The following is a 21,813-nucleotide window of genomic DNA, read 5'->3' on the forward strand; positions in this document are numbered from 1 at the left end:
AGATCTGGGTACCCCGGTTGTGAAAATCGCTGCCCAGCAGAGTTCCCACACGTTCTCAGTGAGCCAACGTACGAGCCTGAGGATTTTCAATAATGACGAGGCGATAGGCCCTACCAACTACCCGGAATTGGCGCTACCAACTACGCGGACCGCCCCTACCAACTACCCCGATTTCACACCTCGGGGCCGGGGTATACCCGCAGCGATGGGGTGTGCGTGGTGCCCTTGGACCAGCTGGGGCTGTAAAACGGCACGACGAGTAGCCCCCGGACCACCCCTGGATCCGGGGGCTGCTCTCGCCCCACCGCTTACGGCCCCCGCAAGTGCCGCAGTGTTTCTCCTGCCGCGAACCGCGACATCGTGGACTCTCCTTCCGTGGCCCGGCCACGGAACTTGAATCTGACTTTGCCGTCACCATCCCGCTGGAACTGGCCCCGAGTCCGGTTCGGCCCCGCGTCCCGGTTCAGCCCATGATGCCTGGCACACAACAACGCGAGATTGCCGACGTCGGTTTTTCCGCCGTACCGCCAGGCCTTCAAATGATGCACCTGACACCGGGCACTCCCCTGATTACACCCCTCCGCCTGGCACACACCCTGCTCGGCATGCAACGCAATCCGCTGCGCCACCGACGCAAGCCTCTCCGTGCGGCCCAGTGCGATGGGGACGAAGGTGACCGGATCGTGGATACACAACCACCAATCCGCCTCATCGATCAGTGCCTGCACCTCGTGGCCATTCAACGTGCCACCAGTGCTTGCTAGATACTCAGCCTGCGTGCCCAACAACTCCTGGGCGGTGACACTGACCACCAGGGCAGGCGCCCCACTGCCCACAGTGATGGCCCGCTTTAAGCCCTCGATCGCAAGCCACGCCGGGTTCGGCCCCTCATCATCCTTCTTCTTCTTTGATTTCTTGGCGTGCCGCAAGGCTCCCTTCATCACGGCCTCCCCCTGGGCGATAAACCCATCGAGAAGACCTTTCGTCGTCGGATTGCACTTCGCCGTCAACGTGTACAAGCCATCAGCGTCCGTGGTGCTGCTCCAGTGCAAGCTTTCCGCACCCGGCTTCGCCGGCTCACGATCAGAAGCCGGCTCCTGCCGCTCCTTCAACATGCGCTTCGCGTCCTTGATCGGCCGGCCAGCCACCAGGCGGGCCAACTCCAACCGCGCGGTGGGGTCCTCCGGGGTGGCCTTCCCCTCATTGGCTTTCACCACCGCAGCATTGATGTCATCCACCGTGGCGTCACTCAGCACACCACTCAGGTGCATGTCGCGGAATTCTGCTTGCGCTGCGCGCTGGTCTTTGCGCACCGGCTTATACATCGACGCGCCCCGGGTGATGAGCTTCTTCGCCTCCCGGGTGGGCACAGCGTAGAGCTCTGCGAGGTAGTCCTCAGTGCGCGGGGAACCCACCTCATCGCCGGCGTGGTCTTGATCGGCGTAGTAGGCGTACTCAGCGATGAGGTGTTGGGCAGCACGAAGCTGCGGCTGCGCTTGTTCCATCGCTGCGCGCCGCTGTTCGGAGGTCATGCTGGGCATGGCCTGGGTGAGGCTGATCCAATCCATGCCGCACACCCTAAGAGCACGCCCAAGCAGAAATCTAGAGGGTGCGCGCAAGCCTGTGGACAACTCGCCCCACCCACACCGTTTGCCCAGGTTAGAGGGGGCGCGAACCTTGGTCCACAGGCATGAAAAAAGCCCCACCGAGGTGGGGCTTGTGGGCTAGGTGCGTTTCTGGAACACCCAGTTGCGCTGGAGGAGGAAGTTCAGCACGGTGGCCACAGCCTGGGAGAAGAACCAGGCGAGGAACATGCGGTAGTTGCCGTCGTAGACGGTGCGCACGATGGCGTCGACTCCGACGGCGGCGATGAAGCAGAACACGTAGGAGGCGGCGGCGCGGAGCATTTCCGCCTTACTCCGTTCGCCACTGAAGGTGAAGAAGGAGTTGAGGATGTAGGCGCAGGTGGAGCCCAGGATGTAGGAGCCTGCGCGGGCCGCCATGGGGGTGACGACGTGAAGGAGCAGGGTGCGGGATCCGTAGTCGACGCAGGCGCTGATGAGGCCGACGATGACGAAGCGGATGAGCTGGGTGGTCACGCCCTTGAGCGGGTTGCGGGCCCGGCGGGCGCGTTGCACTGCGGTCAGTGGTTTATCCACGGCTGGTCCCTGGGTGTTAGTCGGCGGCGACGCCGAGCAGCGGGGCGAGCTTGTTGTCCCACATGTTCAGGGCGCTGGCGATGGCCATGTGCATGTCGAGGTACTGGTAGGTGCCGAGGCGGCCGCCGAAGAAGACGTGGTTGGTGGCGGTTTCTTCGGCTGCTTTCTCCCGGTAGGCGAGGAGCTTCTCCCGATCTTCGGGGGTGTTGATCGGGTAGTAGGGCTCGTCCTCGGGGCCGGCGAAGCGGGAGTACTCCTTCATGATGACGGTTTTGTCATCGGGGTAGCTCTCGGCGCGTTCGGGGTGGAAGTGCCGGAATTCGTGGATGCGGGTGTAGGGCACGTCGGCGTCGTTGTAGTTCATCACCGGGGTGCCCTGGAAGTCGCCGGTGTCGAGGACTTCGGTATCGAAGTCAAGGGTGCGCCAGCCGAGGGTGCCGCAGGAGTAGTCGAAGTAGCGGTCGAGGGGCCCGGTGTAGACGACGGGCGCGTCGGGGTTCTCGGCGCGGAGGGTGTCGCGGACGGCGAACCAGTCGGTGTCGAGGCGGACGTCGATGAGCGGGCTGTCCGCCATGGCGTTGAGCCAGGCGGCGTAGCCGTCGACGGGGAGGCCTTCGTAGGTGTCGTTGAAGTAGCGGTTGTCGAAGGTGTAGCGCACCGGCAGGCGGGTGATGTTGGCGGCGGGCAGGTCCTTCGGGTCGGTTTGCCACTGCTTGGCGGTGTAGTCCCGGATGAAGGCTTCGTAGAGGGGTCGGCCGATGAGGGAGATGGCCTTTTCTTCGAGGTTGGTGGCGTCCTCGGTGTTGATTTCGCTGGCCTGTTCGCGGATCAAGGCACGGGCTTCGTCGGGGCTGTAGTACTTGCCGAAGAATTGGGCGATGAGGCCGAGTCCCATGGGGAATTGGTAGGCCTGCCCGTTGTGCATGGCGAAGACGCGGTGCTGGTAGTTGGTGAAGCTGGTGAAGGTGTTGACGTAGTCCCAGACGCGCTTGTTGGAGGTGTGGAACAGGTGGGCGCCGTAGCGGTGGACCTCGATGCCGGTGGTGGGGTCGGCCTCGGAGTAGGCGTTGCCGCCGAGGTGGTGGCGTTTTTCGACGATGAGGACGCGTTTGCCGGCGTGGCTTGCGCGTTCGGCGATGGTGAGGCCGAAGAGTCCGGATCCGACAACGATGAGGTCATAGGTCATAGTGCTTAAAGCTAGTGGGGTGTGGGTGGCGGGGCCCGCACGACACGCCAATCACAAAAATCACACTAGACATCTAGTTAAACGCTGGTATCATCTGCCACAACTCTATACTTTGACCCCATCGGAGATGTCTGTGTTTTCCCGCTCCCGCCGCCGCATCAGCGGCCCCACCCGCCGGCCGGTGGCCGCCACTGTGGCGGCTGCCGCCCTGGCCGCCACGGGCGGCCTCGTCTACGTCACCACCTCCGCCCCGCAGGGCTTCGTCGTCACCGACGGTGACGCCCCCGCCCCCATCGACGCCACCATCGAGGAAACCGCCTTCGCCAGCGGCGAGCCGATCGTCGTCGACGACGCCGCCATCGTCACCCAGGGCGAGGAACCGGGCCCGAAAACTGTCCGCGAGTTCACCCGCGAGCAGCCATTCTCCATGCTGGCCCTGACCTGGACCTCGGAGCAGGACATCGCCGCCTTCTTCCGCGCACAGCGCGCCGACGGCACCTGGTCGCAGTGGTACGACGCGGAACCCCTGTCGGAGAAGGAAGGCAACGGCACCCACGGCACCGAGCCGATCTTCCTCGAGCCGACGACCCGCGTGCAGGTGTCCACCACTGGCGTGGATGCGGTGGAGCCGCCGGCGGATCTCACCGCCGTGTTCATCGACGGCCACGCCGAGCAGGGTGCCGCCATTGAGCTCACCGCCGACTCCGACGGCCTGACCCGCGTGGTGTCCCGCAAGGGCTGGGGCGCGGACGAAAACCTGCGCTGCCAGAACCCCACCATCGACGATGGCGTCTCCGCCATCACGATCCACCACACCGCCGGCAGCAACAACTACAGCAAGGCTGAAGCCGCGGGCATCATGCGCGGCATTTACAAGTACCACGCCAGCAACCTCGGCTGGTGCGACGTCGGATACAACGCCCTGGTCGATAAGTACGGCACCATCTACGAGGGCCGCGCCGGCGGCCTCAACAAGGCGGTGCAGGGCGCCCACGCGGGCGGCTTCAACGAAAACACCTGGGGCATTTCCATGATGGGCGACTACTCGACCGTCACCCCCTCCGCCGCGACCATCAAGTCCGTCGGCGAACTCGCCGGCTGGCGGGCCTACGTGGCGGGCTTCGATCCGAAGGGCTTCGACGTCCACACCTCGGAGGGCACCTCCTACACGAAGTACCCCTACGGCACGAGCGTGACCCTGCCGAACATTTTCGCCCACCGCGACGTCGGCACCACCACCTGCCCCGGCGACGCCGGCTACGCCCAGATGGATGCCATCCGCGACATCGCCAAGAAGAAGCACACCGCCCTGTCGCAAGGCACCGACACCACCACGCCCCGCACCCGCGGCGGCGACACGGTGACCGCGCCCACCACGGCCACCACCCCGCCGAGCGGCATTACCCCCGCCGAGGGCGATGCGGGCCGGGCACTCGGCAGCATGGACAACCTCTCAAGCTCCGAGGGCACCACCGCAGACACCGGCGACAACCTCACCGGTGAGGACATCAAGGACTTCCTCGCCACCGTCGGCACCCTCGTGGAGACCGGCCGCCGCCTCGAGGAAACCACCCGCCCCTACCGGCAGTAAACACACGACCACCAGAGCCACACGGCCTGGTGGTCGTCTCATGTGTGCGCCGCTGCGGGCTGGCGCCGCAGCCACCAGCCCACGGCACCTGCGACCGCGACCACAACGGCGGCGGCCACCACAGCGGCAGCACCCATGCCCGCCGGGCCGACGGTGCGCTCCACGGCGCCGGCCATCCAATAGCCCACCGGCATGAGGCTCAAGCCGACGAAGGCGTCGACGGCGAACACCTTGCCCTGATCCGCGTGCGGAATCACCGCCTGCGCGGTCGAGGTGAAGTGAATGACGAAGCACTCCAGGCCAATGCCCGCCACCACAGCAGCGGCGGCCACCACCCACAACTCGTCACTGAGGAACAACGCCACCATCGGCGCAGCCTTCCCCACCTGCCCCAGCACGGCCGCCGACACCGGGTGCCGGAACGACACCCGCCCAAAGATACTCGCGCCCACAATGAGACCGGCAGCGAAACAACTACCGATGACGCCCCACCCGGCAGCGCCCCAGCCGACGGCCACGGCACGCACCGGCCCCCAGGTGGCGTACACCGCCGCCCACAGGACATTGATCACCGCGCACGACACACTCACCACCGCGAACCAGCGGGTGCGGGCAAACAACACCCACCCCGCCACAAGCTCGCGGAGGAAGTGCCGGGCCTCCGGGCGCGGCAGGGGCGGCAGGAACGACACCACGACACTCGCCGCCACGAACACGGCCGCCACCACCGCCGCCGACAGTGACATGCCGACACGGTGCAGCAGCCCGCCAGCGACCGCCGGGGCAACAACGCTCGCCACACTCACCGTGGTCCGCAGCCGGCCATTCGCCCGCACCAACTCCTCAGCGGGCACAAGCTGCGGCACGACCGACTGCAGCGCCGGCCCCACCAGCCCGGAGATCACGCCACCGCACCCGGCCAACGCCACGATCGCGGGCCGGGGAAGCTGCCCCGCCCACAGCAATGCCGCATAGGTGGCAAAGACGACCGCCTGCGCCACGTAACACACCTGCATCAACGTGCGGCGGGCACTCCTGTCCACGACTGCACCGGAGACAAACGTCGAGACCAACTGGCCAACAACCTGCGCGCCTAACGCCCGGGCCAGCAGCTGACCCGACTCGCCGTCCAGTGACACGCACACGAATGCGACCACAACGGGTCCCGCACTCGCACCAGCGGCCGCGCACACCCGCGCGAAGACAAACAATCCCAGCGGACTGATCCGCGCAGGGGGCACGCCCGCTGGGGTCACGGCAGTGGGTCTGTACGAACTCGCGGGAAGCCATTCGTTCCGCGAAGAGGAATCTTGCGGTAAAACTCACCCTTCTCCCGCGAAATCGGACGAGTACGACCGCCGGGCCGCACTGGAAACTTGCGGGCCGCTGCGGGAGCATGGGACGAGTACATGGGGTAGCCATAAGGCACGACCAAGGCCTCGCAATAGCACATACCGTCATGGAATAACTTGCTATCCCGCTCGGGGTACTCGTCGCCGAACCCAATGAACATGTGCCGCCAGTCAAAGACTTCGGTGCCATCCAGCTGGAGATACACCCAATGAATCACGTCATACGCATCCAGTTCATCGCCAAGGCGGTACGTCGACATACGCAGGATGTGACACTCAATGTCCTCCGACTCTGCCTCGACGACCTCAAAGGACTCGCCGCGGCAGGCCCACGTGTTCAAGAACCGGTAGGAGAGCGCTGCCTCTTGAGGTCCGAACGCAGGCTTCCCGTCAGCGGCTAGGTTGGCGTGCACCGAAGCGAAAGCGGTGAACTGAATCCCTTCGCCCTCGGCGATTGGGTGAATGAAAACTGAGTAGCCGTGCCGCATGTGACTCTGCACAACGTAGAGATAAACGACATAGTCGCCAGACTCAGGATCTTCCAGGAGTTGTATGTCAAGTCCAGGAGCGCCGATAAGCGCATCATAGATCAGTGTCATGACGCCACCGGCACGAAACGACGAATTGTAATATTCGATTGGCTTAAGTTCCGGCATCAGATCCCTTCCGCATGGGTTGCATGACTTCTTCCTTGTCGAGAGGCGAACGCTCGTCCCACATCCGTGCGACAAACTCCTTAAACTCCTTGGCAAAGCCAAAGAACTCTTCAACCATATCCGCGAGCGGCTCGACAGACTTGTTTGAATACCCGTAGGAGATTAGCCTTTTTACCTTGTACCTCATCCATGGCCCTTCAAAACCCACCCTCACCGGCATGCCCCGAAAGTGCTGCCGATAATTCACGTGGACCAGATCCTCTTCCTTGGCACCCTTCGGGCGCCTCATTGGCACCTGCATCTCCACACTGCAGTACTCGCTAATAACGGATTTCACCTCAATACGCACATTACGTTGCGTCATCCAGGAAACGTTCTCGAGCGCTACATCGTCTTTAAAGCCTCGCTCCAGCAATACCTTTCGGAGCCGATGCTTCACAACGGCCCCCGCGGAAATATAGCCGGGAAAGTAATACCAACCGTCCCGATCGGTATCATTCTCCCAGGGGACCTCCAGAAAAACATCCTTGTACCAGGCCTTAGCCCACACCTGCGTCCAATACTCGTCGGGATCTCCTCGAAATTTCGACCAAGGCTTGACAGAGTCCCCACAAGCCCGCGGAAGGTCTATTTCAAAGAATTTCCGATCCCAATTATAGTGGTAATAGGTAGAGCAGAGTGCCCACGCATCTAAAGCTGCTTGAATATCGTGAACATAGCGACGGACAGGAATGAGAGTGTCGTCGAACAGTTCACAAAACGTTCGACGTCCCTCGAGGGCCGTTTCCATTTTTCCGAGCAGATTCCAGGGAATTTCTGGTAGCAAATCGTCCATTACAACCACCTCTTCTTAGCGATTGACAATTTGATCGGCGAGCGCCGGATCGATATCCTTGAGACCAAAATTATACATGGCAATATCAAGACTTTGCGAGCCACCGTTCGCAAAGTGTCCGGTTGCAGAATCGATAATGTGCCGCATCTGACGGGGAGCCCTGCCAGAGTCGAACTCGAAGACATTCACATCATGATGAGGCTCACCACCGTTATAAAGAATCTGAAGATCCGGGCGTGTCCGCATGCGAATAGCCGGCCCACCATGAGTTTTTGAAAAGAGCCGCTGATCTGCGCGAATGTGCTCCACTTCCAGTGCTGCAGACGCATTCTGCTGAATTTGGATCGCCGTGGCATTCTGCACAGGATCTCGCGCGACACGACGCGGGACGAGATTACCGTCCTCGTCGAAGCTCCTCGACTTCGGCGCTTTCGAATCGCTCAAAAGACGATCCTCAGTCCGCCGGTTCACAGATTCGCGCGGGACGATGTAGAACATGTCCTTGGGGAGCACAACGTCGCTCACATCTTGCACGATGTGCCGCAGGCGGTCTGCCTCTTCTTCCGTCATGGGGGTACCATCATGACGTTGGGGGCGCTCAAGACCCGATTGGGGGCGCCACATGGTCGACACTTCCCAATCCTTGATATCGCGAAGTTTTTTCCCATCCACTTCGTAGATATGGAGGTTACCTTCCTTGCGATCGATGACAACATCATCATCCCGGATGGCAATTTCGACCCTCTGATTGTTTTGGTCGTAGTATTCTCCGTCTTCACCTTCCCTGTAGCACGGGATCAACGGGCGAATGTCGCGCTTGGGTCGACGGATAGGGATGATGCAACCCGCAATATCCTCGTAGTCCCACTCGTGATTCCGCCGCTTATTGTAAGCATTCTTGGCGACACCGAAGATCTTTTTGAACTTCGGCAGTGCCTTGATGAGCTTCACCGCCTTGCCCACAGGGACAAAGTTCACGAGTGAGCTCAAGCACGCCGCTGATTCACCTTCGAAGCACTCCTCAGCTTCGGTGATGCCGAGCAGATCCAACATGAGTTCTTGGAGCTCAGGTGCGACCTCAGCTGCAGCCTCTTTCAGCGCATCGTAGAAGCTCGGCCGCTCAATGTTGCCGACTTCCACTTCGTCTTGGTAGTCCCGTGCTTCCGAGGCCACCCACTCTGCTTCTTCTTTGAGGGCAAGCACTCGGATGATGTCGGCCTCATTCGCGGCAAGATCAGCGTAGTTGGCGTCTTCGCGTGCCTGTGCCGCTGCTTCCTGGGCGCGGGCGGCGGCTGCCGCACTGGCGATTTCGTAGTTCGTCGCAGTCTGCGCCGCAGCTGTTGCTGCTTGGGCGTCACGTTCTGCACGCGCTGCAGCGGAGTGCGCTTGGGCTTGGGCCTGCTGCGCCCTCGCCAGGTCGCGCCGTGCCTGCTCCAGCGACGCCTGTGCGGATGCTGCGGCGTCGGCTGCGGTTTGTGCTGCAGCACGAGCTTTTTCCGCATGCTCCGCCGCAGCGATGGCGTCGTGGCGTGCTTGGGCAGCTGATTGTTGCGCCCTCGCAGCGGCATTCACGGATTCGGCAACACTGTTGTCGATGCGCCCATGAAGTGCGGCGACACGCGCCTCCGACTGGGCGTTAATGCCGTCCAGCATGCGGGCAAGCTGCCGGCCGGCCGTCCAATACTCAACGGCGTCATCGGAACTACCGTAGACGGCCTTCGTGGCTGCCAGTCGCTGGTGCGGCCCGTCCGCGTCAAGGTTGTTGTAGCCCTCGACGTGTCCAAGTTCCGCGACGAAGGATTGCAAGCCTTCGCCCGTCATCGTCGCCGTGATCTGCTTCGGTTCGGCGGCGAGCAGCTCGTTCCAGCGCTCGAGTTCAAAATCTGCACTCGCGGCACGGTCTTCGTCGCCCGTGGCGCGCGCCTGCTCCGCCGTCCGCGCGGCGGCAGCTGCTAACTCGGTGACACGGGCGCGCGCTGCAGCATATCCGAGGGGGTGTTCGTCCAACGCTGCTGCGAGATCTTCCGGCGTCGAGTCCTGGGCCTCTGCCAAACGCTCCGCGACGGCCGGATCGTCGGTGGTTTCACGAATCGTTAGTGCCCGGATCTCGTTGATGTATTCGCCGGCATGGTCGTAGAGCCGCGCGGCGAAGAACTCGTACGCGCGGGGTGTGGCCCGACTGATGGTCTCTTGCGCAAGGTAGCTCAGGTAGGTGTCGGTCGACAGCAACGCCGCGAAGACCAAGTCTTCTGCCCGGCGGGTGGCCTCCTCGCCGCTGTCTTTGACTGCGAGCCACTCGGCGTGGAGTGCATCCAGCTCTTCTTGGGTGCTGATCTTCGCATCGTTTTCGCGGCGCTCAGCCTCTTCCGCTTCGGCGCGGGCCGAGGCCTCCGCGATGATGAGGTCTTCCTGCTGGATGGTTGCTTGCTCCCGCAGGGTGCGTGCCGCCTGCGAAATATCGCGGGCGATGCCTGCTGCGGTCTCGGCACGGGTTGCTGCCTCTGCGGCAGCGTCAGCCAACGCCTGCGCCTGCGTCGCCTCAGCATCAGCGGCGTGGGCCGCCTGGGTGGCGGCGTCTGCTTCCTCGGCGGCCGCAAGCGCATGGCTTTCTGCCTCTGCAGCAAGTGCTTCAACACGGGCGCCGGTGCTACGGATCTCTGCGACGAACGCATCCACCCGCCCCGCGGATGCCCGAGCGCGCGCAGCAGCCTGGGAGCTCCGGCCAGCCGCAGCGCGCGCAGCCTGCGCGTGCACCGACGTGCCGGCGGCAGCATCGGCCGCGTGGCTTGCCGCCGCAGCAGAACGATCAGCCGCTGCAGCAGCACTGTTGGCGTGCATGCGGGACTGGCCGGCCGCCTGCACGACCGCGGCGACGTTTCGGGAGGACTCGCGGGCGCGGCGCGCAGCGGACGCAGCATCCCGGGCCTTGACTGCGGCGTCGCGCGCTGCTTCCGCACCGCCTCGCCCGAGGCGTGCGGCGGAGGCTTCTGCGAGCGCTTCCGCCGCGTAGCGTTCGGTCGCGGCGGCCAGGGCACCGGCAGCGGAGGTCGCATCCAACGCCTGCGCGAGTGCGGCGGCAGCCTCATCGGCGGCGGCGCTTGCTTCGTCGGCGGCAGCGGCCGCTGCGTTCGCGAGCCGGGACGTGTGATTGGCGAGATCGCCAGCCTCGTGGGCGGCACTCACTGCGTGATCCGCGTGCTCCTGAGCCCGTGCGGCCGCCGCCGCTGCAGTATCCGCCAAGTCGGCGGCCCGGCGGGCGCGGAATTCTGCCTCGTCTGCGGCGGCAATCGCCGATTCTGTGTATTGGTCAACGATGTCCGCCCACGCGGCGACGCCCTCTTCCTCGACGTCGTGCAGCATCGCAATGTAGCGACCGTAGGAAAGGAACGCGTCATAGGCCTCCGCGTCCCCGGAGAGCAGCACTTCCTCAGCGGCACGGCGCAGCGCCGGACCTTCCGCGTCGGTCAGCTCGTAGAGCTGCCGTTCGTTGTCAATGGCTCGGGCCCGTTCATCACCGTCACTGAGGAGGGCAAGCAGGGGCTCCGGGTCTCCCGCAGCATCGGCGGCGAGTGCTTCTTCTGCAAGAATCCCGAGGGTGGTGTCCCCTGCGGTGTCGCGGGAGAGAATCTCACGCGCGTGGTCGCGGGCACCGACGAGCTGCAGCTGCTCGACTTCATTGTTGATGAACTCGTTGATCTCTTCGACGGTGCCGCTGCGCGCCAGATCGGTTTTGATCTCGGGGAGGCGTTCCCGCACACGCTTTGCCGCCGCAGCGTCATCTACGGCCACAAGGGCCGTGACAACACGTGGGGCACGAAGCATGCGAATTCCTCACGTCGGGGGCAGCGAGCAACTGCAGGAACAAGAGAAAGTGCCACAGGCAGTGGCGTTGAGCCGACCGCCAGCCACCACGAAGAGAAGTGACGTGGATGACAGCAGGCCTGGCTTTCCCACGACACTAGCAACGCCAATGCCCGACCGCAAGAGTTTTTCACACATTTTTCCGCCACCCGCACAGATCACCCACCCGCACCATTAAGCGCAGGCCGAACAGCCCTACAGCCAGCACGTAAGCACTATCGCGCCTCCGATAGCGCCGCACACATGCAGCGCAAACAGCGCAGCCGCCACCCCCATGCACCCCCACACATACTCACCCCCACCTACCCCCGGCCACACCACCATTGCCGATACGCGCACCCTTTTCGCCACATCCCCACCCCACCGCCGTGGGCGACAGAAACCAGGTCAGCTGTGCGGCGCGCCCGGGGTGGCATCGGGTGCGGGGAACCAGCGCTCAAGGACCCGGGCGACGCCGTCGGCGTCGTTGGTGGTGGTGACTTCGTTGGCGATTGCTTTGACGCAGTCGGGGGCGTTGCCCATGGCGACTCCCCACCCCGCCCAGGTGAGCATTTCTGTGTCGTTGGGCATGTCGCCGAAGCAGACGACATCCGTGCGGTCGGCACCGATGAGGCGGCTGAGTTCTTTCACACCGAGTTCTTTGGTGACGCCGGGGGCGGCGATTTCGACGAGCCCGTCGGGGAAGCTGTAGGTGACGTGGGCGAGGGTGTCGGGGATGGCGGGGGCGATGATGTCGTACATGTCCGCGGAGTTCAGCGTCGTGCTCCTGAGGAGGAGTTTGATGGCTGGGGTGGCGAACAGTTCTTCTTCGGGTTGAGTGCCGTGGTCGACGGAGTCCCAGGCGTGGTCATAGTCGGGGGCGGCGGCAAAGAGGGTGGCGGCGTCGTCAAAGGCGCTGCGGCCGGCGCGTTCGACAGCGAAGCCGACGCCGCCGTGGTCGGCGAACGCTGCGCGGGCTGTCGTGGCGAGCGTGCGCAGGTGCTCGGGCGCGAGGGTGTGGGCGGCGAAGATGCGGTCGGCGGCGGAGTCGTAGAGGATCGCCCCGTTGGCGCACACGCAGATGGGGCGAACGTCGAGCTGCTCAAGGATGGGGTAGATCCAGCGCGGGGGCCGCCCGGTCGCGAGCGCGAGGACGGTGCCGACGCGGGTCATGCGGCGGATGACGGCGCGGGTGCGGGCGCTGATGCGTTCCTGGGAGGTGATAAGCGTGCCGTCGATGTCGCTGGCGACGAGCAGCGGCAGGTGGCCGCGGTCCCCGGGGGCGATCATGGGGTATCCGTCGGCCCAGTGGCCCCGGCGCCCGCCGCATCAACGCCGCCGGCACGGCGTTCGCGGGCGCGGGCGATGATGGGTGCGAGGAACTCCGGCACGCCGTCGCGGTCGACGGGCCCGGTGACCCACTGGGCCCGGCTGATGAGTTCCGCATCTCCTCGACCCATGGCGACTCCGGTGCCGACGAGGTCGAGCATCTCCACATCGTTGCGCATGTCGCCGAAGGCGATGACGCGCTGCGGGTCAATGCCACGAGAGATGAAGAGCCAGTCGAGGGCGGTGGCTTTCGTGACCCCCCGGGGCATGATTTCGGCGTAGCCGTAGGCGGCGGAGAAACTCGCCCGGGCGGCGACGTCCATGGCCTGGAGGTGCTCGTTCAAGATGTCGGCGATGTCGGTGGCGGGGGCGTCGGCCTCGATGGTGAATTTCACGACCTGGCCGGCGGCGGTGTGCTCGTGGGAGGTCATCTGCGCCAGCGGCGTCCCGCCGCCCGCGACGCGGGCGGCATTGATGGCGTCCCGCACGCCGGCGACGGTGTCGGCGGCGAAGGAGGCGTCCATGATGATGGTGTGTTCCGCGGTGTCTTCCGTCAGCGGCGTGCCCTCCGGGAGGAGGGAGGTGTCGATGACAAGGGCGCCGTTAGCGCTGACGACGATGGGGCGGAACGGCAGCTGCACGAGGACTTTCTCGAGTTCCTCGGGGGCGCGGCCCGTCGCGAGGAACACCTCCACGCCGAGGTCGCGCAGCTCAGTGAAGGTGTCCCGCACGGCGTCGGTGACGACGCGCTCGTAGTAGATGGTGCCGTCAATGTCGCTCACAACAGCCTGCGGCAGCTGGGCGACGCGGCTGCCGACCCGGGCGGGCAGCCGGTCGCGGATCTGCTTGGCTTCGGCGATGAGCTGGTTGAGGGCGTCGAGGGCCTGCGGGGGCACGCTCGCGGGGATCTGGGCGGCCAGTGCTTTGAGCCGCCCGCCGGCGGCCGAGAGTTTCGCCGCCCCTTCTTTCGCGCCGCTGGCCGCATCGTCGGCCAGGGATTCCAGCAGCCCGCGGGCGGTGCTCGCGGTGGCGGCGGCCTGCGCGGCGGTTTTATCCGCGCCCGCGACCACCAGCTCCTTGGAGGCGGCGGACATGCTGCTTAAGGTGGCGGCGACGGTGTCGGCGAGGGCCTCGAGGTCGTCGCGCAGGTGCCGCACGCGGCGGCGTTCCGCCACGATGTCGTCGTCGAGTTTTTGTGCTTCCTCCAGGGTGAGCGCCCCGCCGCCGAAGCGGGCGGGCACCCACTCAGCGCCCTGCGGCAGCGGCCCGTGGGCTTCCGCGTAGCGGCCCCACATCGCCGTCAGCGCGTCACTCATCATGCCCCGCAGGTGCGCGGTCGCATCCGCAACGTCCATGTCCGCGGGCACGGTCCACGGCGGCAGGACCTCAATATCGATCGGCGTGTGGCTGCGGCCCAGGTTCTTCTTCCCCCACTTGGGCAGCACCCGCTGGGAGCCGATGAGCAGCACCGGCACGATCGGCACGCCCGCATCCTTGGCCATGCGCACCGCCCCGGTGCGCAGCTTCTTAATTTCCAGGGAGCGACTGACGGTGCCCTCGGGGAACACGCCGACGAGTTCGCCGTCTTTGAGGTAGCGGACAGCGGTGTCGTAGGAGGCTTCCGTGTCAATACGGTCGACGGGGATGTGCCGCATCTGTCGCATGATGAAGCCGGCGATGGGGTTGTTCCACACCTCAGCTTTGGCCATGAAGCGCACGAGCCTGCGGGAGTGCTCCCAGAAAGGGATGCCAACATAGGTGAAATCAAGGTAGCCGGTGTGGTTGGCCACGACCACCGCGCCCCCGGTGGGCACGTTGTCCACGCCCGTCAGTGTGAACTGCAGGTCCTGGGCTGCGAAGACGCCCTTGGCCGCACGGATGACTGCGTTGTAAAACCGGTCCTTGCGCATGTGAAACAGAGTACAGCACCACACCGAGCCCCCACCCCGGCAGCAAACACCTACGCCACCCGCACCTCACCACCGCCCGCACCGCCCGCACCCCGCGGGCCAGGACGCACCCCAGCCCGCGGGTGCGCCGCGCGCGTCCTCCCACCCCGCGCCCACGCCTCTTTGTCCCCCTTCCCTCCGTGGGCGCGATCATGGACGCTGTCCGCTTCTCCCTCACGCGCCGCCGCGCGCACTCCCGCAGGGCACGGCGGGCAGCACATGTGATGCCGTGAATGATTCCTCACCATTTCGCGCGCGCGAGTACACACCCCACACAGCGAGGCACACACGCCAGGAGGGCCCGCGCGGCGCGGATCGGGCAGGAAGGGCACCCCACCGCCACGTGAGAGCGTCCGCCCCACTCGGAAGCGGCGACACGTTGCCGCGCCACTGGAGGAGACGCTGCACCCGCCCGCGATGGGCAGCAGTTTTCCCACTCAGAGAAACCTCTGGCGCCAACTGAGACTGCGACTGCAAGTTGGGGCGAGTACTCCCGCGAGGGCGACCGTCAGAACCCGCACGCGCACCCACCCACGGATATCGTGACATGAATCACTTACCCACACATGGTGCCCACTTTGCCCACACAAACATCCATGCAGGCGAGGGAAAATCACCCCCACACGGGGGCGGGGCACAGGTGGCGCGCGGCACACCCGGGCATTGCCACGCATGCGCGCGTGGGCTTGAGTGTGGCGCGCACAGGCATACGCGCGCGGCCGTGACGAGCACCTCATTGCAGGTGATAGCGTGGCCGCATTGCCCCCGTTTTGGGGCACCCACCCTCCACGGTGCACGGGCCGGAGTGTTCCCCGGCGTGGTTTTCCCGCCGCACACCCGCCTGTATCGCCGTGTGTTCCACCTCCCCGGCGGGGAGGGTTCACGCCCCCTCGCCGCACTGTCACGAAAGAAAAGTGATCTGTCATGGTTAAGCCTCACCCCACCGCCCAGGGGTACCTCGCGCCGAGTGCCGCGCTCAACGCCGCGCAGCAGGAGAAGGCGTGGGAGGAGTTCGGCTCCGAGCACTACGACGTCGTCATCATCGGTGGCGGTTCCGTCGGCGCGGGCGCGGCCCTGGATGCCGCGACCCGTGGCTTGAAGGTCGCCGTGGTGGAAACCCGCGACTTCGCCGGCGGTACCTCCTCCCGGAGTTCGAAGATGTTCCACGGCGGCCTGCGCTACTTGGCGATGCTGGACTTCCGCCTCGTGGCGGAGTCGCTGCGGGAACGTGAGCTGTCGATGTCGACGCTGGCGCCGCACTTGGTCAAGCCGCTGAAGTTCGTCTTCCCGCTCACCCACCGCGTCTGGGAACGCCCGTTCATGGCCAGCGGTTTTGTGCTCTACGACTTGATGGGTGGGGCGAAGACGGTGCCGATGCAGAAGCACCTGAGCCGCAAGGGCACCCTGAAGCTGGCGGGCGGGCTCAAGGAAGACGCCGTGGTCGGTGGTGTGCGCTACTACGACACGCTCGTCGACGATGCCCGCCACACGATGACGGTGCTGCGCACCGCCGCCCACTTCGGCGCCACGATCCGCCCCTCCACCCAGGTTGTTGGCTTTGAGAAAGACGGCAGCCGGGTGGTGGGTGCCCAGCTCGTCGACACGGATACGGGGCGCACCACCACCATCCACGGCTCCGTGTTCGTCAACGCCACCGGCATCTGGAACGACGAACTGCAAAACCTCGCCGGGGTGGCCGGCAAGTTCAAGGTGCACACCTCCAAGGGCGTGCACATCGTCGTGCCGAAGGACGTCCTCGAGGGCGAGGTCGCGATGACCTTCGTGACTGAGAAGTCCGTCCTCTTCGTCATCCCCTGGGGCGAGTACTGGATCATCGGCACGACCGACACCGACTGGAAGCTCAACCTGGCGAACCCGGCGGCAACGAAGGAGGACATTGACTACATCCTCGACCACGTCAACGCGAAGGTGAAGCGGCAGATCCGCCCCCAGGACATCGTCGGCGTCTACTGCGGCCTGCGCCCCCTGCTGGAGGGGTCCTCCGATTCGACGACGAACCTGTCGCGCAACCACGCGGTCGCCCGCGTGGCGCCTGGCATGATTTCCGTCGCCGGCGGCAAGTACACCACTTATCGCGTCATCGGTGCGGACGCCATCGACGCCGCCGCCCAGGACATCCCGAAGTCCGTGCCGGAGTCGGTGACCACCCAGGTGCCGCTGCTCGGGGCGGACGGCTACCACGCCCTGGCGAACCAGGTGCCCGCCCTCGCCGAGGAAACCGGCCTCACCCAGGCGCAGGTCACCCACCTGCTCAACCGCTACGGTTCCCTCATGTTCGAAGTCCTCGCCCCCGCGGCCGATAACCCGGCACTCCTTGAGCCGGTGCCCGGCGCGCCCGCCTACCTCATGGCGGAGGTGGCGTACGCCGTCACCCACGAGGGCGCGATCCACCTGGAGGATGTGCTGTCCCGCCGCCTGCGGATCACCATGGAGTACGGCCACCGGGGCCTCGAGTGCGCAGAACCGGTCGCCCGCCTCATGGCGCAGTACCTGGGCTGGGACGAGGCGAAGACCGCCGAAGAAGTCAAGGTGTTCACCCAGCGCACGGAGGCGAACCTCGCCGCGGAGCGGGAGCTCACCGATGCCGCCGCGAACACGATTGCTGCTGACGCGCCGGATGCCCGCCCGAATGTGGACCTGAGCCAGGACCGCTAAGCGGCACGCCGGCAAAGCACCGCACGCCCGCGCGCGGCACGCCGACGCAGCCCCCACACAGCTGCTCGGCACCCCACACACGCACACCGCGCGCGGGCACCACACACAAGCACCACACACAGGAACCACGCGCGGGCACCGCGCATCAGCACCGCACTCCCGCACCGCACTCCATGGTGTGTCCACACCACCGCCGGCCCCGGAGGATCCACACACTCCACCGGGGTGCTCTCCCGGCGTGTATCACTGACATCCACACACCCAGTGACACACGCCGGGGACACCAGGCGGACGGCACCGCGGCACCGCGGGCGCGCAGAGGCACGGGCAGGGTCCACACACCCACCCGTGGCCCCACACCCCACGGGGAGGCCACCGCAGCCATCTCGCGATCCCGCGCACTGCCCACACAGTGCCGCTGACACACAACTCTTGGCCGTGACACCTCACACCAGTGGGGTGCCACACCCGCGGCGAATGGGGCGCTTCGGCGGGTGGTGTTCTTGTGTCCTCGTGTGTTCCTCGTGTGCGTCTCTTCTTCTCCCCTCTTTCTTCCTGATTCCACAACCACACAAGGGGTGATCCATACCCATGGAGCAACTCACTGGCATGCAGGCCTTCGGCTGGGAGTTCCTCGGCACGGCACTGCTTCTCCTGTTTGGCGCAGGTGTCTGCGCCGCCAACGGGCTGCGTACCTCCGGGGCGCGCGGCACCGGCTGGCTGATGATCGCATTCGGCTGGGGTTTCGCCGTGTTCATTGGGGCGTCCGTCGCGGACCCCTCGGGCGGGCACCTCAACCCGGCTGTGACGGTGGCGCTGGCAGTGTCGGGGTCAACCCCGTGGCACCTGGTGCCGGCCTATATTGCCGGGCAGCTGCTGGGCGCGTTCACGGGATCGGTACTCGCGTGGGCGGCGTTTAAGCAGCTGTTCGACCACAACAATGTCGACGGTGACGGCAACACCACGGGCGCGAACTCCGGCACGGGCGGGATGTTCTTCACCATTCCCGCCCACAACAACAATCTGTGGAACTGCGTCACCGAGTTCATCGCCACCTACGCGCTGCTGGCGTTCATCCTGCTGGGCCCGGGTGGTGGTGAGCTGGGTCCGATGAAGTACCTGGCGGTGTCGTTCATCGTGGTGGCCATTGGCTTGTCCTTGGGTTCCCCGACGGGCTACGCCATCAACCCGGCCCGTGACTTCGGTCCCCGCCTGGCGTATGCCACGGTGTTGCCGATCCCGGGGAAGGGCAGCGGCGAGTGGGGTTACGCGTGGGTGCCGATTGTGGCACCCCTGCTGGCCGCGGTCGCCGCGGGCCTCACAGCCGTCGCCTTGACCTAGCCGGTGCGGGCACCGCACTGGGCCTGCCGCCGCGCGGCCGCAGCGCACGCATACTGGGCGTGAAGGAGGTGCGCACCGCACCACCCAGCAGTCCACCGAGTTCCCCGCTCTTTCTTCTCTTCTTCCCCGTTCCTTTCTCCCCTTTCCCCTCTTCTCATCTTCTCTTTCTCTTCTTCCCCTCCTTCCCGTTCTCTTCTTCCTGTTCCCCACTCACCCCTGTCTCACACACAGTTCCACCTCCGCACCCCGACACGAAGGGCACACACCATGACGAAGTACATTGCCTCCATTGACCAGGGCACCACCTCTACCCGCTGCATCCTGTTCACCCACGACGGTGAGATCGCGAGCGTCGCCCAGTACGAGCACGAGCAGATCTTCCCCCAGAAGGGCTGGGTGGAGCACGACCCCATGGAAATCTGGGAGAACACCCGCCGCGCCGTCGGTGAGGTCATCGCCCAGGCGGATGTCACCCCGACGGACATTCTCGCGGTGGGTATCACCAACCAGCGGGAAACCACCGTCGTGTGGGATAAGACGACGGGTGAGCCGGTGTACAACGCCATCGTGTGGCAGGACACCCGCACGATGAAGATCTGCGACGACATTGCCGGCGAGGTGGGCCCGGAGAAGTACCGGGAGAAGACCGGCCTGTTCATCAACTCCTACCCTTCGGCGCCGAAGATCCTGTGGATCTTGGACAATGTGCCCGGCGCCCGTGAGAAGGCGGAGGCCGGCGAGTTGTTGTTCGGCACGATCGACACGTGGCTGCTGTGGAACCTCACCGGCGGCGCGGACGGCGATAATGGGCAGCCGGCGTTGCACTGCACGGATGTGACGAACGCGTCCCGCACCCTGCTCATGGACATCCACACCCTCACCTGGGATGAGGAGCTGTGCGCGGAGATGAACATTCCCATGGCGATGCTCCCGGAGATCCGGCCCTCCGTGGGGGATTTCCGCACGATCCGGGCCCGGGGTTCCCTGCCGGGGGTGCCGATCCGGGGCATCCTGGGCGACCAGCAGGCCGCCATGTTCGGCCAGGCCTGCTTCAGCAATGGTGATGCGAAGAACACCTACGGCACGGGCCTGTTCATGCTGCTCAACACGGGCACGAAGCCGAAGTTCTCTGAGCACGGCATGCTGACGACGGTGTGCTACCAGATTGAGGGGCAGAAGCCCGTCTACGCCCTCGAGGGGTCTGTGGCTGTGGGTGGTTCTTTGGTGCAGTGGCTGCGGGATAACCTGCAGATCATTCCGAACGCCCCCGCGATTGAGAACATGGCCCGCAGTGTGCCCGACAATGGTGGCGTGTACATTGTGCCGGCGTTCTCCGGGCTGTTCGCGCCCCGCTGGCGGCCGGACGCCCGGGGCGCCATCGTGGGCCTGACGCGCTTCGCGAACCGCAACCACTTTGCGCGCGCCGTCCTGGAGGCCACCGCCTACCAGACCCGTGAGGTTGCCGACGCGATGGTCGCTGACTCTGGGGTGGCGATCAACTCCCTCAAGGTTGATGGCGGCATGGTGCACAATGAGCTGCTCATGCAGTTCCAGGCCGACCAGCTGGGCACTGATGTGGTGCGGCCGAAGATCACTGAGACGACTGCCCTGGGCGCCGCGTATGCGGCGGGCCTGTCGGTGGGTTTCTGGGATTCCTTGGAGGTGCTGCAGGAGCAGAACAGTGTGGATAAGGTGTGGCACCCCACCATGCCGGAGGAGGAGCGGGCGAAGCTGTTCCACGATTGGAACCGCGCCGTGGAGCGCACCTACGAGTGGGAGCAGGACCAGCAGTAGCCCACCGCACACCCACCGCCCGGCACGCCGGCGGCGGCCCACCCCCCCGCCGCCAGCAGCACCCGCCCCCATAACCCATCAGGGGCCCGCCCCGGGCATCGCAGCGCCCATCGCCCCCGCACACCGCGGGGATGGTGGGCGCTGCGCGTTGTGTGGGGGCACAGCGCCCGGCGCCTGCACGGGGGTGAAGACCACAGCACCACAACTCAGGACTTGTCCCAGGGGAAGGCAACGGACACGGGGACCGGAAGGGATCCAAGAAGGAAGGGACCTGGGAGGATCACCAGGAAAGAAGACCAAGAAGGAGGGCCGGGGAGGGACAAGAGCGCCAGGAAAGGGCGCCCGGCATAGTGTGTGCCCACCGCCGAGGACACCCACAGGATGCCCGACCGCCATCCATCCCCGCGCCCCACTGCATCCTCCCACTCCTCACATCCTCCCGCTCCTCAATGCACCCACTCACTCCCCGAGTGTATGAGTGAAAGCAATACACCATGCCAGGACGAGGAAACCGCCGCTCGAACCAAGCGGCGCCTGTGCGCGCATGCAGCGGGCACACAAAGATGCACAGCCAGTGCCGGAACACCGGGCGGCGGCAGAGAATACGAGGCGAGCGACTGAGGGGCCAGCGAGGTGCGGAGGAAGTCAGCGACAGTGAGACGGGCGACCACTGGGACGGCACGCCGAGGCTGCCACAGAGCCCGAAGCCCGCCGCCGCTGCGGGGACAGCGCACTCTCACACGGCGGCACCCCACCGGGTGAGAAATTTCATTGCAAAACCCTTAACTTTCGGGCTTGCTTTTGAGAAACTGGGAGCATGACTCCACCGACTGCACCCGGTGCACAGCCTGCGCCACGGATGGCGATCGGCGCTGCACTCGGCTTTGTTCTCCGCTCTGCTCGGTCAAGTCCCGAGTTGTGGTGTAACGCTTCGTCGTCGTTTACAAGGAGTTTTTCGGCTACTTGATCTCAGCTACGCCACCATCGGCACCCCCTGATCGTCGCCGTCAGCCAGCTCTGCCTGCTCAGCCTGCTCTGCCTGCTTGCGTGCTTTTTCGAGGAACTTGTCAGTGTCCTCAAGCGTCTGCAACGCCATATACCGACG

General features: G+C 65.3%; 13 protein-coding genes. 4 read left to right on the forward strand and 9 right to left on the reverse strand.

Going from position 1 to position 21,813, the window contains the following annotated elements:
* Positions 1–308: 308 nt before the first annotated feature.
* The 3 genes from C1Y63_RS04350 to glf all read right to left on the reverse strand — a co-directional run bounded on the left by C1Y63_RS04350 (position 309) and on the right by glf (position 3,345).
* On the reverse strand, positions 309–1,568 hold the full coding sequence (locus tag C1Y63_RS04350) for an HNH endonuclease signature motif containing protein (RefSeq protein ID WP_106015244.1): 1,260 nt from the start codon (positions 1,566–1,568) through the stop codon (positions 309–311).
* Positions 1,569–1,724: 156 nt separating this feature from the next.
* Positions 1,725–2,159 carry a GtrA family protein gene (locus C1Y63_RS04355; protein WP_233195574.1) on the reverse strand — a complete coding sequence of 145 codons (435 nt, stop codon included), beginning with the start codon at positions 2,157–2,159 and terminating at the stop codon, positions 1,725–1,727.
* A 16-nt stretch (positions 2,160–2,175) separates the two neighbouring features.
* Entirely contained in the window at positions 2,176–3,345 is a 1,170-nt protein-coding gene (gene glf / locus C1Y63_RS04360) for a UDP-galactopyranose mutase (protein WP_106015245.1), read from the reverse strand.
* Positions 3,346–3,472: 127 nt separating this feature from the next.
* On the opposite strand from glf, the gene C1Y63_RS04365 reads away from it, so the two are divergent.
* Positions 3,473–4,936 (forward strand): N-acetylmuramoyl-L-alanine amidase, encoded by a 1,464-nt coding sequence (locus C1Y63_RS04365; RefSeq protein ID WP_106015246.1) that lies wholly within the window; start codon positions 3,473–3,475, stop codon positions 4,934–4,936.
* Positions 4,937–4,974: 38 nt separating this feature from the next.
* On the opposite strand, the gene C1Y63_RS04370 is transcribed toward C1Y63_RS04365, so the two are convergent.
* From C1Y63_RS04370 to C1Y63_RS04395, 6 genes are all read right to left on the reverse strand, one after another.
* Positions 4,975–6,075, reverse strand: coding sequence for an MFS transporter (locus C1Y63_RS04370; protein ID WP_369831018.1), 1,101 nt, complete (start codon positions 6,073–6,075; stop codon positions 4,975–4,977).
* Between the two features lie 113 nt (positions 6,076–6,188).
* Positions 6,189–6,944: a hypothetical protein gene (locus tag C1Y63_RS04375; RefSeq protein ID WP_106015248.1), complete on the reverse strand. Its 756-nt coding sequence runs from the start codon at positions 6,942–6,944 to the stop codon at positions 6,189–6,191.
* Positions 6,931–7,779 carry a hypothetical protein gene (locus C1Y63_RS04380; RefSeq protein ID WP_146128857.1) on the reverse strand — a complete coding sequence of 283 codons (849 nt, stop codon included), beginning with the start codon at positions 7,777–7,779 and terminating at the stop codon, positions 6,931–6,933. The genes C1Y63_RS04375 and C1Y63_RS04380 overlap by 14 nt, the downstream gene beginning before the upstream one ends.
* A gap of 15 nt (positions 7,780–7,794) precedes the next feature.
* Positions 7,795–11,601: an ALF repeat-containing protein gene (locus tag C1Y63_RS04385; protein WP_106015250.1), complete on the reverse strand. Its 3,807-nt coding sequence runs from the start codon at positions 11,599–11,601 to the stop codon at positions 7,795–7,797.
* Between the two features lie 426 nt (positions 11,602–12,027).
* The gene (locus C1Y63_RS04390) at positions 12,028–12,909 is read right to left on the reverse strand and encodes an HAD family hydrolase (protein ID WP_106015251.1); all 882 of its coding nucleotides are present in this window, start codon (positions 12,907–12,909) and stop codon (positions 12,028–12,030) included.
* Positions 12,906–14,858, reverse strand: coding sequence for an HAD-IIB family hydrolase (locus C1Y63_RS04395; RefSeq protein WP_106015252.1), 1,953 nt, complete (start codon positions 14,856–14,858; stop codon positions 12,906–12,908). The genes C1Y63_RS04390 and C1Y63_RS04395 overlap by 4 nt, the downstream gene beginning before the upstream one ends.
* A 963-nt stretch (positions 14,859–15,821) precedes the next feature.
* On the opposite strand from C1Y63_RS04395, the gene C1Y63_RS04400 reads away from it, so the two are divergent.
* From C1Y63_RS04400 to glpK, 3 genes are all read left to right on the forward strand, one after another.
* The gene (locus tag C1Y63_RS04400) at positions 15,822–17,573 is read left to right on the forward strand and encodes a glycerol-3-phosphate dehydrogenase/oxidase (protein WP_106015253.1); all 1,752 of its coding nucleotides are present in this window, start codon (positions 15,822–15,824) and stop codon (positions 17,571–17,573) included.
* A 591-nt stretch (positions 17,574–18,164) separates the two neighbouring features.
* Positions 18,165–18,914 (forward strand): MIP/aquaporin family protein, encoded by a 750-nt coding sequence (locus C1Y63_RS04405; protein WP_106015254.1) that lies wholly within the window; start codon positions 18,165–18,167, stop codon positions 18,912–18,914.
* A 267-nt stretch (positions 18,915–19,181) separates the two neighbouring features.
* A complete protein-coding gene (gene glpK, locus C1Y63_RS04410; protein WP_106015255.1) occupies positions 19,182–20,708 on the forward strand; it encodes a glycerol kinase GlpK in 1,527 nt (508 codons plus the stop codon).
* Positions 20,709–21,813: the final 1,105 nt, after the last annotated feature.

The organism is Corynebacterium sp. 13CS0277, assembly GCF_002994655.1.
In the GTDB taxonomy this organism is placed as follows: domain Bacteria; phylum Actinomycetota; class Actinomycetes; order Mycobacteriales; family Mycobacteriaceae; genus Corynebacterium.